The organism is Haloprofundus salinisoli (genome assembly GCF_020097815.1).
GTDB classification, from domain to species: domain Archaea; phylum Halobacteriota; class Halobacteria; order Halobacteriales; family Haloferacaceae; genus Haloprofundus; species Haloprofundus salinisoli.
This window is the reverse complement of sequence record NZ_CP083663.1, coordinates 2,340,831-2,356,032: the sequence shown is the minus strand read 5'-3', so window position 1 is coordinate 2,356,032 and position 15,202 is coordinate 2,340,831. Positions and strand designations below refer to the sequence as shown.

The following is a 15,202-nucleotide window of genomic DNA, read 5'->3' as shown; positions in this document are numbered from 1 at the left end:
AGCGTACGGTGAACGAACGCGGCGCTGTTCGAAAACGACGGGCGCGTCGCTATTCGAGGACGATGAGCACGTCGCCCATGTCGACGCTCTCGCCCTCGGAGACGAGCACCTGCGTGACCGTCCCGCCGCGCTGGGTGGTCACGTCGTTCTCCATCTTCATCGCTTCGAGCACGCAGACCACGTCGCCGGAGACGACTTCGTCGCCTTCCTCGACCTCGACGGAGAGAATCGTCCCCTGCATCTCGGCGGTGACCGTCTCGCCGTCTCCCTCGATGACGACTTCGTCGTCGCCGCCGCCGTCGTCTTTCGCCTCCAGCGGCCGGCGGGCGCTGTTGCCGCTGGAGTTCCCCGAGACGGGGATGGCGGGCGCGCCGCGCTCTTCGAGGTTCACCTGGAAGCGCTTGCCGTTGACCTCGACGGTGAACTCGCGTTCGGTGACTTCCTCGTCCTCGTCGTCGCTGCCGGCGTCGGCGGGGCCCCACTTCTCGACGGCCTGCTCGATGCGCTCGCGGTCGAGTTCCTCGTCGAGATACTTCGTCGTGTGCTCGCCCGCGATGAACGCCTCGTCGGTGACCATCAGGCGGTGGAACGGGATGATGGTCTCGATACCCTCGATGTCGTACTCCGCGAGCGCGCGCTCGGAGCGGACGAGACACTCCTCGCGGTCCGACGCGGCGACGATGAGTTTCGCTATCATCGAGTCGTAGTCGCCGCCGATCTCGTCGCCCTGGCGCACGGCGTCGTCGATGCGGACGCCGATGCCGCCGGCGGGGTCGTACGTCTTCAGTTTCCCCGTCGCGGGCGCGAACTGCTGGGCGGCCTTCTCTGCGTTGATGCGGAACTCGATGGCGTGACCCTCGATTTCGACGTCCTCCTGCTCGAAGTCGAGTTCCTCGCCGGCGGCGACGCGCAGTTGCCACTTGACGATGTCGAGGCCCGTTATCTCCTCGCTGACGGTGTGTTCGACCTGAATCCGGGTGTTGACTTCCATGAAGAAGAACTCCCCGTCCTCGACGAGGAACTCCACCGTCCCGGCGTTCGTGTAGTCGGCCTCGGCGACGCCGCGGCGAGCCGCCTCGCCGATGCGCTCGCGCAGGTCGTCGGTCAGCGCGGGCGAGGGGGCCTCCTCGATTACCTTCTGGTGGCGGCGCTGCAGCGAGCAGTCGCGCTCGCCGAGGTGGCGGACGTTACCGTGGTGGTCGGCGAGAATCTGGACCTCGATGTGACGCGGCGCTTCGAGGTACTTCTCGACGTAAACGGAGGCGTTGTCGAAGTACGCCTCGCCCTCGCGCTGGGCGGTCTCCAGTTGTTCTTCGACCTCGTCCTCGCTTCTGACGACTTTCAGGCCGCGGCCGCCGCCGCCGCCCTCGGCCTTGATGGCCACCGGGTAGCCGTACTCGTCGGCGATCTCTTTCACTTGCTCGGGCGAGTCGACGGGCTCGGTCGTCCCGGGGACGACGGGCACGTCGGCCTCCTGCATCAGTGCGCGCGCCTTCGTCTTCTCACCGAGGCGCTCCATCGCGTCGGCGGAGGGGCCGACCCATGTGAACTCGCTCTCCTCGACGTTGCGAGCGAACTCCGCGTTCTCGGCGAGGAAGCCGTAGCCGGGGTGGATTGCGTCGGCGTCGGCCTTCCGGGCGGCGTCGAGGATGGCCTCCTGGTCGAGATAGGAGTCGGCCGCCCGGGCGGGCCCGACGTTGTACGCTTCGTCGGCGTAGCGGACGTGTCCGCCGTGTTTGTCCGCGTCGCTGTAGATGGCGACGGTTCGGACGCCGAGTTCCTTGCAGGCGCGCATCACGCGCACCGCGATCTCTCCACGGTTTGCGACGAGAACTTTACTGAACATTTCTTGCCTTTCCATATTCGCAAGCGGAACCTCATTCTATCGGTCCGAGTTCGATATCGTCAACGTCCGCACAGATCCACGTTGACGACTTCACCCAGTAGGTTGAGATTCCTCCGGCCGAACGGGGAGGTATGCGACTCATCGGTCACCGCGGCTGTCCCGTCTACGCGCCGGAGAACACCGTCGCCGCGGTTCGACGCGCCGTACCTCACGTCGATGCTGTCGAAATCGACGTACAGCAGTGTTCGACGGGTGAACTCGTCGTCTTCCACGACAAGACGCTCGACCGCCTCACCGAGGGGTCGGGTCGCGTCCGCGAGACGCCGTGGCGCGACCTCCGCGAGCTCGTCGTGTGCGAGACCGACACTGTGAGCGAACGGCGTGAGCGCGACGAGCGCAACGAATCCGCCGTCTGCGACGATACGACGATTCCCCTGCTCTCCGAGCTTTTGGCCGCGGTTCCGACCGACGTGGCCGTAAACGTCGAACTCAAACACGGGGGAGCGGCCGCGGAGGTCGCCGATTCCTGCGAGCACGTCCCGAACGACGTGTTCGTCTCCTCGTTTCTCCCGGAGGCGCTCTCCGAACTCGGGGAGGTGAGCGACCTCTATACGGCGCTGTTGTTCGCGGGGTCGTGGAAGCGGAACCTCGACACGGCGACCGAACTCGGCTGTCGCTATCTTCACCCGGAGTACCGACTCTGCCTCGACGACCCGGGTCGTATACAGACGGCGCACGATGCCGGATTCGAGGTGAACGGATGGACCGTCCCGACCGCGTCCGACGCCGAGCAGTTGGTTCTCGACGGCGTCGACGGCCTCATCGTCGACGACTGGGCCATCGTCTGAGTGGGCGTTCGCCGGTCGATTCGCCGGTCGAACGACTGCCACTTTCGCCCGTCTCGCGACCTCGGCCTCTGGTCTTGCGCGAGAGTTCGGCCTCCCGCGAGAACGCGGCTGTTCTCGCTCGCGTCGTTCCGATGTCGTCCTTCCGGAGTCCGCTCGTTAGGTCCGACTCCGTCAGGAATCCGAACACTCGGTAGTCGACGAGGCGGCGCATCATCGTCGCCTCCGCCTTTCGAAGATGTGACGACGCCGTCGACGACGTCGCCGCGGAACTCGGCTACTCGTCGTCGACGATGCGTCGTTGGCGTTTCGACACGGGGCGACACCCCAACCGACGGAACCGATTCGAATGCGCGTTCGACGGCGGCGACGCCTACCGGTCGAGCGCGTCCGAGACGGCAACGTTCACCGCGTACATGCCGGCGAGGATAGCCGAGCCGTAGCGAAGCGACTCGGCGAACGCCCACGCGAGGCCGACGGGCCATCCCGCGCCGACCGAAAGCAGCAGTTCGGGGAGGACGACGAAACCGACGAGCAGAATCCCGCCGACGTACAGCGCGTGACGGAACAGCCACCCCGTGGAGGGTTCGGTTCGGTTCCGTTCTGTCGTTCCGACCAGATCACCGACGGTCAGCGCAGTCGGCTCCGAAGACTCCGAGGTGGTCGACGTCGCCGGCTGACCGCCGTCGCTCCGAGAGGGCTGCTTTTCGGTCGGAGCGTCTGTGTCTGCCATACTGTGTGAAACTCGGAGGCGACGACCAAAAGCGCTCGGTGAACTGTCGCGAAGAGTGGTCAACGACCCTTCACGATTGGTCGGCGACACCGATTCGGACGTTCGAGAGATCCGCTGTCGGAAATCAGTCACGAACTGCGGCCGACGAACGCGTGACGACTGTCGACGGTCAGAGCCGGTCGGTCCGACCCGCGGCGGTCCACGCGTCCGTCGGTGCGCCCTCGGGGACGCGGACGGCGCGGCCCTGCAACGCGTCGACGCGCCCGGAGAACCGCCAGCGCTCGCCGTCCCACGTCTCGGCGGACTCGGACTCGGCGGCGGCCGCCGCGGCCGCCTGTTGGTCCCGGAGGTGCGCGCCGACGGCGGCGGCGATGGCGGCTGCCTCGGCGTCGTCCGCGTCGGCGGGAATCACGAGGTCCGCCGATCCGTCGAGGCGCTGGCGGGTCGTCTCGCCCTCGGCGTCTCCGGCTTGCTCGCCTTTCGCGTCGGCGTCGAGGCTCATATCGGGAGGTTCCCGTGCTTCTTATCGGGCGTCTGTTCGCGCTTCGACTTCAGCATGTGCAGGTCGTCGACGAGTCGTGCCCGCGTCTCCGTCGGTTCGATGACGTCGTCGAGGAAGCCGCGGTCCGCCGCCGTGTAGGGGTTGGCGAACTCCTCGCGGTACTCCTCGATGAGTTCGTCGCGGCGGGTGTCGGGGTCGTCGGCCTCGGCGAGTTCCTCGCGGTAGAGGATGTTGACCGCGCCCTGCGGCCCCATGACGGCGATTTCGGCCGTCGGCCACGCGTAGTTGACGTCCGCGCCCAGATGCTTCGAGGCCATCACGTCGTACGCACCGCCGTAGGCCTTGCGCGTGATGACCGTCAGCAGCGGGACGGTCGCCTCGGAGTACGCGTACAGCAGTTTCGCGCCGTGGCGGATGATGCCGTTGTGCTCCTGATCGGTGCCGGGGAGGAACCCGGGGACGTCGACGAACGTCAGGATGGGGATGTTGAACGCGTCGCAGAAGCGGACGAAGCGCGCGCCCTTCTCGGAGGCCTGGATGTCGAGCGTCCCCGCGTTGACGCGCGGTTGGTTGGCGACGATGCCGACGGCGTGGCCGTCGAGGCGGGCGAAGCCGACGAGGATGTTCTTCGCGAAGCCCTCGTGGACCTCGAAGAACGAGTGTTCGTCGCAGACGCGGTCGACGACGTCGTGCATGTCGTACGGCTTCCGGGGTTGGTCGGGGACGATGTTCGTCAGTTCCTCGTCGGCGCGTTCGGGGTCGTCCCACGGGTCGACGCGCGGCGGGTCCTCGACGTTGTTCTGCGGGAGGTACGAGAGCAGGCGCGCTATCTCGTCGAGCGCCTCCTCCTCGGAGTTGACGGCGAAGTGCGAGACGCCGGAGGTCGACGCGTGCGTGACCGCGCCGCCGAGTTCCTCGAACGTCACCTCCTCGCCGGTGACCGTCTTGATGACGTCTGGGCCGGTGATGAACATGTGGCTCGTGTCCTTCACCATGAAGATGAAGTCGGTGATGGCCGGTGAGTACACCGCGCCGCCGGCGCACGGGCCCATGATGGCCGAAATCTGCGGGACGACGCCGCTGGCCTTCTGGTTGCGCGTGAAGATGTCGGCGAAGCCGCCGAGGGAGGTGACGCCCTCCTGAATCCGCGCACCCGCGGAGTCGTTGAGGCCGACGATGGGCGCGCCCACTTCCATCGCCTGGTCCATCAGCTTGCAGACCTTCTCGGCGAACACCTCACCGAGAGAGCCGCCGAAGACGGTGAAGTCGTGTGCGAAGACGAAGACGGTGCGCCCGTCGACCTCGCCGTAGCCCGTGACGACGCCGTCGCCGTACAGTTGCTTCTCCTCCATGCCGAACTTGTGGGTTCGGTGGGTACGGAACTGGTCGAACTCGTGGAACGTCCCGTCGTCGAGGAAGTAGTCGATGCGCTCGCGCGCCGTCATCTTCCCTTTCTCGTGTTGAGACTCGATTCGGTCCTCACCGCCGCCTTTGAGCGCTTCTTCGCGTTTCTGGCGGAGTTCTTCGATACGGTCGTCCATCGTCATACCGGACCACCAACGTGCATTGTCACGAACGTTCGTTCGATGTGCAAAAGGGTTTCCGCAATACGGCAAAACACGGTTCGACATCTGTCGATGTTCTTCGCCTCGTCCCGACTGGACGGTCGGTGGCTCCCGCGACCCCGTTTCCGGCGAGCGATCTCGCGCCGTACGTCACCGCGAAGTCGATACTCGTCGACGGCCGGATCGTCAACAGCGAGATCGTCAACAGCGGCTCAGGAGAGCGTCAGTTCGCTCTCGGGAGTCGCCGCGAGGCGCGCGCACCGAGAATCGTCACGGCCGCGACGCCGGCGGCGATGGCGACAGTCGGCCAGAAGCCGAACTCCGCGTCGACGCCGAACGTCGTCAACAGGGTGAACACCAAGAACAGGGGAATGACGACGCCGACGGCGAAGCGCCACGAGTCCGCGAGCGCGCGGGCGAGCATTCCGCTTCCGGCGCGGAACTCGTCGAGGGCGTCCCGGCCCATCACCCAGCCGACGAAGACGAGGAACACCGCGAGTCCGGCGGTCAGGAGGACGTCGACGAGCGTCCCGGCGACGAAGCCGAAGACGCTCGGCCGAAGCGCACAGACGCTGCCGGTCACCGCGACGAGCACCAACAGGAGACCGACCGCGTTGCGGCGCTGCATCCCGTGTTCGTCGACGAGATACGAGACGGGGATTTCGAGCATGCTGATGGAACTCGACAGTGCCGCCAGCGTGACGACGGCGAAGAACGCCGTCGCGATGGCGATGCCGCCGGGCAGTTGCGAGAACGCGCCCGCGAGGCCGACGAACAGCGCACCCTCACCCGTCCCCGTCGACGCGGGGTCGATACCGAGCGAGAACAGAAGCGGGAAGACGACCAGACCCGCGAGAACGCCGACAGCCGTGTTGAGCACGGCGATAGTCGTCGCGTCCGCGGGTAGCGAGCGGTCTTCGTCGAGGTAGGACGCGTACGTGACCATCGTCCCCGCGCCGAGCGAGAGAGTGAAAAGCGCCTGTCCGGCCGCCGGACCGAGCACCTGGAAGAAGTTCTCTCGGACCGTCGCCACGTCGAAGCGCAGGAAGAACTCGTAGCCGGCGGCGGCACCGGTGCGCGTCGACGCCCACACCGCGAGCGCGACGAGGAGCACGAAGACGGCGGGCATCATCACCGTCGTCCCAATCTCGATACCGCGGCGGACGCCCGCGAGGACGATGCCGGCGGTGAGCACGAGAAACAGCACGTGGAAGACGACGGCGTCGAGGCCGAACGCGGCCGCGCCGAAGTACTCACCCGGATTCGAGAAGTACGGTGCGCCGCCGCCGAGGAGTGCGGCCCCGCTCTCGACGAAGTAGCGAAGAATCCATCCACCGACGACGCTGTAAAACGAGAGCAGCGCGACGGAGGCGACGACGCTGAAGAAACCGATTCGACCCCAGTTTTTCGACCCCGACAGCGTGCGGAGCGCGCCGACGGGGTTGCGTTTCGACCGCCGCCCGATGACGAACTCGCCGAGCAGGCCGGGGACGCCGATGGCGAGCACGATGAGGAGATAGACGACCAGGAAGGCGCTGCCGCCCTGCTCGGCGGCTACCCAGGGGAACCGCCAGATGTTGCCTAACCCGACTGCACTTCCCACCGCCGCGAGGATGAAGCCGATCCGTGTCCCCCACGTCTCTCGTGTCATGGGTACATCGACCGCCCGTCTCGTGTCATTGCTTGGCATTGGCCCGACACCGCTAAAGTGCGTTTCGAGTCTAGAAACCCTCAAATAGCAAAAATAACGAATTATAGGCGCTCTGAGGCCCATTTCGGAATCAGACTCTCGGTCGAAAGCTGAAAGCGACGAGAGATCCTCACCTGTAATCGAGCCAACTCGTCCGCGCCGAGCCGGTGTCGAACGCCCTTTCCATCCTCCGTCGAACCACACACCTGTTACCAGATGACACTATGAGAGAAGATGTCGCGGGTTTATACGATACCTCTTAGATAGGGCGTAACATGCCTGCACGAGAAACCTGGGCCACACGGCTCGGCTTCATCCTAGCGGCAGTCGGTAGCGCAGTCGGATTAGGAAACATCTGGCGATTCCCCTTCCTGACGGGGCAAGCGGGTGGGTCGGCGTTTCTCGTCGTCTACCTGCTGTTCATCGCCGTCGTCGGACTGCCGGTCCTTCTCGTGGAGTTCGTCATCGGTCGGCGCTCCGAACGCAATCCGGTCAACGCCTTCGAGCGCCTCGGGAAACCGGCGTGGACGTTCATCGGCGCAATCGGCGCGTTAGCCGGATTCATCATCCTCTCGTACTACAGCGTCGTCGGCGGGTGGGTGCTGCAGTATATCATCGGGAGCGCCTCCGGCGCGTACTTCGCCGCGCCCGAGGAGTACTTCCTCTCGACGGCGTCCGGAACGAACGCCGTCATCTTCCACGGCGTCTTCATGGGCCTCGTCGCCAGCGTCGTCGCACTCGGCATCCGCGACGGCCTCGAACGCGCGGCCAAGTTGATGGTGCCGAGCGTCATCGTGCTGCTCGCTATCCTCGCCGCCTACGGCTCGACGCTCGACTCGGCGGGCGAAGCGTACTCGTACTACCTCTCGCCGGACTTCGCCGAGATCTCCGCGAACATCTTCTCTATCGTCCCCGACGCCGCCGGACAGGCGTTCTTCACCCTCTCGCTCGGGATGGGCGTGATGATCACCTACGCGTCTTACCTCGGCGAGGACCGCAACCTGCTCGGCGACGGACTGACCGTCGTCGCCATCGACACGTTCATCGCGTTCCTCTCGGGTCTCGTCGTCTTCCCGTTCCTGTTCGCGCAGGGGACCGAACCCGGCTCCGGCGGTGCCGGCGCGGTGTTCATCAGCCTCGCCGCGGCGTTCGGCGAGCTGCCGGCCGGGAACGTCATCGGCTTCGTGTTCTTCTTCATGCTGGGCATCGCAGCGCTCACGAGCGCGTTCAGCATCCTGGAAGTCGTCGTCTCCTACGCCATCGACAACTTCGGCGTCGACCGGAAGGTGGCGACGGTGATTGTGGCGGGCATCCTGTTCGTCGTCGGCATCCCGACGGCGCTAGACCTGACGTACCTCGACACGTACGACCTGTTCGCCAACAACATCCTGCTCGTCCTCGGCGGCACGCTGATGGCCATCTTCGTCGGCTGGGCGTACGCAGAGGACGCGCTGGCGGAGCTCGCGCAGGGTCGCAACGGCGACGGCGCGTTCGAGACGTACTGGATCTGGATGCTCCGCATCCCGGTCATCCTCATCCTGCTCGTCACGCTGGCGCTGGGTACGATGGACTACATCGGCTTCCTGCAGGAAACGTACTTCTGAACGCGCCCTGACGGGCGTTTCGCGGCGATTTTTCGACGACGCTATCGAGAACGTGACGACACCCGATAGCGAGGCCGAGACGACGGCCTGGCCGCGGGTCTACGCCTCTCCATAGACGGGCACCGCCGCGCCGCTGGTCGGGGCCGCGCCCTCGGAGCAGAGAAACATGACGACCCGCGCGATCTCCCCGGGTTTGACCCACTTGTCGAAGTCGGCATCCTCCATCATCTTCCGATTTTGGGGTGTGTCGATGACGCTCGGCATGACGGCGTTCGCCCGCACCGTCCCTTTGTTCTCCTCGGCGATGGTCTCGGTGAGCAGCCGCACGCCCGCCTTCGACGCCCGGTAGATACCGTCGCCCTCGCCGCCTTCGAGCGACGACCGCGCGGAGACTGAGACGATGGCTCCCTCCTCGTCTTTGAGGTGCGGAATCGCGTGCTTGGAGGCGAGAAACATCGTCTTCAGGTTCACGCCGAAGAGGAAGTCGAACGTGTCGACGTCGGTCTCCTCGACGGGCGACCCGCCGCGCCACGTCCCGGCGATGTTGGCGAGGTAGTCGATTCGCCCGTGGTCGTCGGCGATTCGGTTCATCGCCTCCGAGACGGCGTCCTCGTCGGTGAAGTCGGCCTCGTAGAACCGGATTCCGTCGTCGGCGTCCAACAGAGAATCCTCGTCGCTCGGTTCCACCACGTCGCAGGCGGCGACCGTCGCGCCCGCCTCGTGGAACGCCTCGGCGACGGCGCTGCCGAGCGCGCCCGACGCGCCGGTGACGACGGCGACTCTGTCGCTGAAGTCGAAGCTCACTGTCATACGGGGGAGAAGTCGGCGGCGAGCGGCATAAAATCGCGGCGGCGGGGCGGCTGTTTCGGTCGCGCGCCGCTCAGGTCGTGATGACCAACTTCCCGAGGAAACTATCCTCCAACACCGCGCGCTGCGCCTCGTCCGCTTCGTCCAAACTGTACGTCCCCGCAATCGCCGGAACGACCTCACCGCGCGCGAGCAGGTCGCCGAGCCGCGCCAGTACCGCCGCCTTGTCCGGCGTGTTGTACATCGTCATGAACTGGAAGCGAACGTCTTTGCTCTTGGCCGCGCCGACGGCCGACAGTCCCGCCCGCTCCGTCGAGTTGCCGACGCAGATGACCCGCGCGCCCTGCGCGGCCACGTCGGCGTCGAACTGGAGGTACTCGTCCATCCGCGTGTCGACGATGACCTCGGGCGCGCCGACACGCTGAACGGACTCGGTCAGGTCGCTTCGGCCGTAGTCGAACACCGACTCCGCGCCGAGTTCCTGTAGTCTGTCGCGGTAGTCGGGGTTCGCCGTCGTGAGGACGCGCGCGCCCATCGTCTCGGCGAGTTGGATGGCGACGTGGCCGACACCGCCGTTGCCGCCGTGGACGAGCGCGAGTTCGGCGGGTCCGAGGTCCGCGTGCGCGACGAGCGCCTGCCACGCGGTCATCCCGACGAGTGCGAGCGCCGCGCCGTCCTCGAAGGAGGCTCCCTCGGGGAGGGTTGCGAGAAACTCCGCGGGCGCGGCGACTTCCTCGGCGTAGGTGCCGTGCATCCCGTTGCCGAGGCCGGTGCCGAACACCCGGTCGCCGGGCGCGAAACGCTCGACGCCCTCGCCGACGCTCGACACGACGCCCGCGAGGTCCGACCCGGGCGTGAACGGAAGCGAGGGGACGGGGTACGCGCCCTCGCGGAAGTACGTGTCTACGGGGTTGACGCCGATAGCGCGAACGTCGACGACGACCTCTCCGTAGCCGGGGTCGGGCGAGTCGACGTCGTCGACGGTCAGTACGTCCGGGCCACCGTGCTCGTGGAATCTAGCTGCGCGCATACGAGCACCGATGACCGCAGGAGCGATAAAAGGAGGCGACGTGCGTCGACCATGGCTCCCCGCTGTCCCGACTGTGACGTATCGATGGAGGAAATCGACCACAAGACGACGTACAACGGCGACGGTATCCGCGTCGGGTCCGGCGGTGGCATCCTCGGTGCGCTCGATTTGAAAGGCGGGTACGTCGACGCGTATCTCTGTCGGGAGTGCGGGTTGGTTCGGTTCTACGCCGACGTGTAACGGCCCGAAGCGGCCAACGATTTTCGCCCGGCGGCGCGTATCTCTCCTATGCCCGAAGCGAGTCACCGCTGTCCCGACTGCGACGTCACGATGGAGCGCGCGGATCCGGTGACGGCGATGCAGCAGGAACGGTTGAAATTGCGGACCGACCACGCACGCGAGGGACTGCTCGGGTCGCTCGGGTTCAAGCGGACGCCCACAGCCCGTGGCTACGTCTGTCCCGAGTGCGGACTCGTGCGCCTCTACGCCGACGAGGACGAGCGGACGTAGCGCCGACTCCCGTCCTCACCGTACGGTGTAGCCGCCGTCGACGACGAGAGACGCGCCGGTGACGTACGAGGAGGCGTCGCTGGCGAGGTACAGCGCCGCGGGAGCGACGGCTTCGGGGCCGGGAATCGTGTCCATCAGCATCTCCGAGCGCCACACCTCGTCGATGTTCGGGTCCACGTCGTCGGCCTGGTCGGTGTTGTCGGTGCGGATGTAGCCCGGCGCGAGGCAGTTGACTCGGATGTCGTGTTCGGCCCACTCGGAGGCCAGCTGTCGCGTGAAGGATTCGACCGCGCCCTTCGAGGCGTTGTAGGCGACCTGTCGCTGCGGGTAGTTTGCGATTCGGGCGGACATCGAGGAGACGTTGAGGATGGTGCCGCCCGAGTCCATCATCTCGATGCCGGCGTACTTCGAGCAGAGAAAGACGCCCCGGACGTTGACCTGCATCACCGTATCCCACTCGTCGACGGTCATCTCCTCGGCGGCCTCGTGGACGACGATACCCGCGTTGTTGACGAGCACGTCGACGCCGCCGAAACGGTCGACGGTCGCCTCGACCATCGCTCGGACCTCGGCTTCGTCGGCGACGTCGACGGGGACGGCGAGCGTCTCGACGCCCCACTCGTCGGCGAGTTCCTCGGCGGCCGTTTCGCCCGACGCCTCGTCGCGGTTGGCGACGACGACGTTCGCGCCCGCCTCCGCGAGCGCGTCGGCGATTTCCCGGCCGATACCGCGGTTCCCGCCGGTGACGATGGCCGTGCGTCCGTCGAGTCCGAAACTGTCGAGTACTGTCATAGTTCGGCATCACGGCGGGAACGAATAAAGTCTCAGTCCGGCGCGACGGTCCTCCCGATACGACGACACGTCTCTCGCCGGGCTGAGTCGCCCCGCAGTGTGGATGTGTCGTGGGCGCGAGAGACCGGGCACTGCGAGGCAGCTTAACGGAGGCCTTCTACGGTATTGAGCCTTCTTTCAGGTTCAGCGTAGAAATTTTCGGCTTCCGTCCCGTGATATCTGTTCGCAATCGCGCGCCGCTGTGTCACGAATGAACGGGATTTAAGCGCCAGTCGCACCGTCAAACGAGTGCATGAAGCTCCACGAGTATCAGGCGAAGGATATCTTCGCCGACGCCGGGATTCCGATCCCGGAGTCCCAGCTCGCGACGAGCGTCGACGACGCCGTGTCGGCGGCCGAATCAATCGGCTACCCCGTCGCTATCAAAGCGCAGGTTCACGTCGGCGGCCGCGGGAAGGCCGGCGGCATCAAACTCGCCTCCGACGCGGACGAGGCCCGGGAGTACGCCGACGACATCCTCGGGATGGACCTGAAAGGCTACACCGTCGAGCAGGTGCTCGTCGAGGCCGGCGTCGACTTCACGAACGAACTGTACGTCGGCGTGACGATGGACCGCGGCGAGGGCAAGCCCGTCGCCATGGTCTCCACGCAGGGCGGCGTCAACATCGAGGAAGTCGCCGAGGAGAACCCCGACGCCATCGCCCGTGAACACATCGACCCGGCGTTCGGCCTGCACCCGTACCAGGCGCGGAGGGCCGTCTACGACGCGGGCGTCGACCAGTCGGTCGCCCGCGGCGTCTCCTCGATTCTCACGACGCTGTACGACCTCTACGAGGAGCGCGACGCCTCCGACATCGAGATCAACCCGGTGATGATCACGAGTGACGGCGACGTCGTCGCCGCCGACGCCGTGATGAACATCGACGACGACGCGCTGTTCCGCCAACCGGACCTCGCGGAGATGGAAGAGGAGACCTACGAGGACGACCTCGAGAAGAAGGCCGGCGAGTACGGCTTCGACTACGTCCGCCTCGACGGCAACGTCGGCATCATCGGCAACGGCGCGGGGCTCGTCATGACGACGCTGGACCTCGTCGATTACTACGGCGGCAAGCCCGCGAACTTCCTCGACATCGGCGGCGGCGCGAAAGCCGAACGCGTGACGAACGCGCTCGACATGGTGTTCTCCGACGAGAACGTCGACGCGGTCGTCTTCAACATCTTCGGCGGCATCACCCGCGGCGACGAGGTCGCCAAAGGGATCAACGAGGCGCTCGAATCCTTCGACGAGATTCCGAAGAAGGTCGTCGTCCGCCTCGCGGGCACGAACGCCGAGGAGGGGATGGAGATTCTGAACACCGACCTCGTGGAGGTCGAAGAGACGCTGGAGGACGCGGTTCAGCGTGCGGTCGAAAACGCCCAGGAGGCGAGCCAATGAGCATTCTCGTAGACGACGACACGCGCGTAGTGGTACAGGGTATCACCGGCGGGGAAGGGAAGTTCCACACCGGCCAGATGGAGGAGTACGGGACGAACGTCGTCGCGGGCGCGGTCCCCGGCAAGGGCGGCCAGGAAGTCGACGGCATCCCGGTGTACGACACCGTCGACGAGGCCGTCCGCGAGGAGGACGCCGACGCCTCGGTCATCTTCGTCCCGCCGGCGTTCGCCGCCGACGCCGTCTTCGAGGCGCTCGACACCGACCTCGACCTCGCCGTCGCCATCACCGAGGGCATCCCGACCCAGGATATGGCGAAGGTGAACAAGCGCCTCTCGGAGGTCGACACCCGCCTCATCGGCCCGAACTGCCCCGGCATCATCACGCCCGGCGAGGCGAAACTCGGCATCCTCCCGGGGAACATCTTCACCGACGGTAACGTCGGTCTCGTTTCCCGCTCGGGGACGCTGACGTACCAGGTCGTCGACAACCTCACCGCCCGCGGCATCGGCCAGACCACCGCCATCGGTATCGGCGGCGACCCCATCATTGGCACGGACTTCGTCGACGCCCTCGCGCTGTTCGAGGAGGACGACGAGACCGAGGCCGTCGTCATGTGCGGCGAGATCGGCGGCGAGGACGAGGAGGAGGCCGCCGCGTTCATCGACGAGCAGATGGACACGCCGGTCGCCGGCTTCATCGCCGGTCGGACCGCGCCCCCGGGCAAGCGCATGGGTCACGCCGGCGCTATCGTCTCCGGCAGCGGCACCGGCACCGCCGAGAGCAAGATCAGCGCCCTCAACGACGCGGGCGTCCCCGTCGGCGACACCCCCGAGGAAGTCGCCGACAACATCGAGTCGTTCCTCTGATCGGGGTCGACTCGTCGCCGGACCGCTCGCACACTCTTTTCTCGCCTACGACTCGACGCCGATAGTGTTGCGGACGAGCGCGACCGTCCCACGACGGAGACGCTCGGACGTCGCCTGTCCGGAGATCCCGAGTTCGTCGGCGAGCTCGTCGAGACTCCCGCGGCGCGGGACGTCGAAGTAGCCGATTCGTACCGCCGACCGAAGCGCCGTTCGCTGTTTCTCGGAGAGGCCGTACTGTTCGGTCGTTTCCGGACTGTCGGGCGTGTAGAGCCGTTTGAGCGTGAACGACACCCCCTGTTCGCGGACGCGGCGGCGGAACTCGGCGAGCGCCTCCCGGTCGGGAAAGCGCATCCGCATCTCGAAACTGTCGTGCGTGGCGGTCATCTCCAGTCGGGAAGCACCGACGACCGCCGCGATGGGGTAGAGCAACACGTCGGGGTCGACACGTGTTCGATACAGTTTCTGGGTCTCGAACGTGTCGAGAACCTCGACCGAGAGGACGGTGTCGTCGTCTTCGAGCGCGGCTTCGAACGCCTCGAAGTCGTCGCCGGTCGCCCAGAACAGGAAATACAACGGTGCCGAGTCGTCCGCCGAGAGCACTTCCTCGACGCGGATACGCATCGACGGCACCGCGGCCAGGACGGACATTAACGCGAGGTTCGGGCTCGAAAGGTCGAACTCGGCGATGTGACTCATACACTGTCTACGTGAGTGTCGGATAAATGTCAATCGGCGAAGAATCGAGGCGGTCGGACAGGTTCGTCCGAGATGTCGTCGACGACGCCGGAGAGCGCGCCGTCGACACGAAGGAGAGTCATCTGCTGAACGTCAGCGAGTGCAGTCGAGAGACGGTTCTTACGCGGCAATCGTCGCGGCCGCGATGAACGACCAGCGGGTGCCGGCGTCGGTTTCTTTCTTCTTTCGTTCTGCGGTCGGAGCGTTTCGGCGGTGTTTCCAGTGCATACTTGCTATGA

15 protein-coding genes are annotated in these 15,202 nt (G+C 66.1%); 6 read left to right on the top strand and 9 right to left on the bottom strand.

Annotated elements, in window-relative coordinates; all coding sequences use genetic code 11:
• Nucleotides 1-49: 49 nt before the first annotated feature.
• Nucleotides 50-1,846 (bottom strand): propionyl-CoA carboxylase biotin carboxylase/biotin-carboxyl carrier subunit, encoded by a 1,797-nt coding sequence (gene pccA, locus LAQ73_RS12430; RefSeq protein ID WP_224270758.1) that lies wholly within the window; start codon nt 1,844-1,846, stop codon nt 50-52.
• A 131-nt stretch (nt 1,847-1,977) separates the two neighbouring features.
• On the opposite strand from pccA, the gene LAQ73_RS12425 reads away from it, so the two are divergent.
• Nucleotides 1,978-2,694, top strand: a complete 717-nt coding sequence (locus tag LAQ73_RS12425) for a glycerophosphodiester phosphodiesterase (RefSeq protein ID WP_224268599.1) — start codon at nt 1,978-1,980, stop codon at nt 2,692-2,694.
• 370 nt (nt 2,695-3,064) lie between these two features.
• On the opposite strand, the gene LAQ73_RS12420 is transcribed toward LAQ73_RS12425, so the two are convergent.
• The 4 genes from LAQ73_RS12420 to LAQ73_RS12405 form a co-directional block, all read right to left on the bottom strand.
• Nucleotides 3,065-3,424 (bottom strand): hypothetical protein, encoded by a 360-nt coding sequence (locus tag LAQ73_RS12420; protein ID WP_224268598.1) that lies wholly within the window; start codon nt 3,422-3,424, stop codon nt 3,065-3,067.
• A 169-nt stretch (nt 3,425-3,593) separates the two neighbouring features.
• Entirely contained in the window at nt 3,594-3,926 is a 333-nt protein-coding gene (locus LAQ73_RS12415; RefSeq protein WP_224268597.1) for a DUF8022 family protein, read from the bottom strand.
• Entirely contained in the window at nt 3,923-5,467 is a 1,545-nt protein-coding gene (locus LAQ73_RS12410) for an acyl-CoA carboxylase subunit beta (RefSeq protein WP_224270757.1), read from the bottom strand. The genes LAQ73_RS12415 and LAQ73_RS12410 overlap by 4 nt, the downstream gene beginning before the upstream one ends.
• 247 nt (nt 5,468-5,714) lie before the next feature.
• Nucleotides 5,715-7,142, bottom strand: a complete 1,428-nt coding sequence (locus LAQ73_RS12405; RefSeq protein WP_224268596.1) for a sodium-dependent transporter — start codon at nt 7,140-7,142, stop codon at nt 5,715-5,717.
• 314 nt (nt 7,143-7,456) lie between these two features.
• Here LAQ73_RS12405 and LAQ73_RS12400 point away from each other — a divergent pair, with 314 nt between their 5' ends.
• Nucleotides 7,457-8,785 (top strand): sodium-dependent transporter, encoded by a 1,329-nt coding sequence (locus tag LAQ73_RS12400; RefSeq protein ID WP_224268595.1) that lies wholly within the window; start codon nt 7,457-7,459, stop codon nt 8,783-8,785.
• A gap of 99 nt (nt 8,786-8,884) precedes the next feature.
• Here the strand turns inward: LAQ73_RS12400 and LAQ73_RS12395 are convergent, their stop codons facing one another.
• Together LAQ73_RS12395 and LAQ73_RS12390 are read right to left on the bottom strand one after the other, a co-directional pair.
• Nucleotides 8,885-9,595 (bottom strand): SDR family oxidoreductase, encoded by a 711-nt coding sequence (locus LAQ73_RS12395; protein WP_224268594.1) that lies wholly within the window; start codon nt 9,593-9,595, stop codon nt 8,885-8,887.
• Nucleotides 9,596-9,665: 70 nt separating this feature from the next.
• Complete coding sequence (locus tag LAQ73_RS12390; RefSeq protein ID WP_224268593.1) at nt 9,666-10,622, bottom strand: NADPH:quinone reductase; 957 nt, start codon at nt 10,620-10,622, stop codon at nt 9,666-9,668.
• A 51-nt stretch (nt 10,623-10,673) separates the two neighbouring features.
• Here LAQ73_RS12390 and LAQ73_RS12385 point away from each other — a divergent pair, with 51 nt between their 5' ends.
• Nucleotides 10,674-10,862 carry a hypothetical protein gene (locus LAQ73_RS12385; protein WP_224268592.1) on the top strand — a complete coding sequence of 63 codons (189 nt, stop codon included), beginning with the start codon at nt 10,674-10,676 and terminating at the stop codon, nt 10,860-10,862.
• A 48-nt stretch (nt 10,863-10,910) separates the two neighbouring features.
• A complete protein-coding gene (locus tag LAQ73_RS12380) occupies nt 10,911-11,132 on the top strand; it encodes a hypothetical protein (RefSeq protein ID WP_224268591.1) in 222 nt (73 codons plus the stop codon).
• 15 nt (nt 11,133-11,147) lie between these two features.
• Here the strand turns inward: LAQ73_RS12380 and LAQ73_RS12375 are convergent, their stop codons facing one another.
• Nucleotides 11,148-11,924 carry an SDR family NAD(P)-dependent oxidoreductase gene (locus tag LAQ73_RS12375; protein ID WP_224268590.1) on the bottom strand — a complete coding sequence of 259 codons (777 nt, stop codon included), beginning with the start codon at nt 11,922-11,924 and terminating at the stop codon, nt 11,148-11,150.
• A 292-nt stretch (nt 11,925-12,216) separates the two neighbouring features.
• Here LAQ73_RS12375 and sucC point away from each other — a divergent pair, with 292 nt between their 5' ends.
• Both sucC and sucD read left to right on the top strand, forming a co-directional pair.
• Entirely contained in the window at nt 12,217-13,362 is a 1,146-nt protein-coding gene (sucC, locus tag LAQ73_RS12370; RefSeq protein WP_224268589.1) for an ADP-forming succinate--CoA ligase subunit beta, read from the top strand.
• Nucleotides 13,359-14,228, top strand: coding sequence for a succinate--CoA ligase subunit alpha (gene sucD / locus LAQ73_RS12365; RefSeq protein WP_224268588.1), 870 nt, complete (start codon nt 13,359-13,361; stop codon nt 14,226-14,228). The genes sucC and sucD overlap by 4 nt, the downstream gene beginning before the upstream one ends.
• 45 nt (nt 14,229-14,273) lie before the next feature.
• Here sucD and LAQ73_RS12360 read toward each other — a convergent pair whose 3' ends face one another.
• Nucleotides 14,274-14,924 carry a helix-turn-helix domain-containing protein gene (locus LAQ73_RS12360; RefSeq protein WP_224268587.1) on the bottom strand — a complete coding sequence of 217 codons (651 nt, stop codon included), beginning with the start codon at nt 14,922-14,924 and terminating at the stop codon, nt 14,274-14,276.
• Nucleotides 14,925-15,202 lie beyond the last annotated feature (278 nt).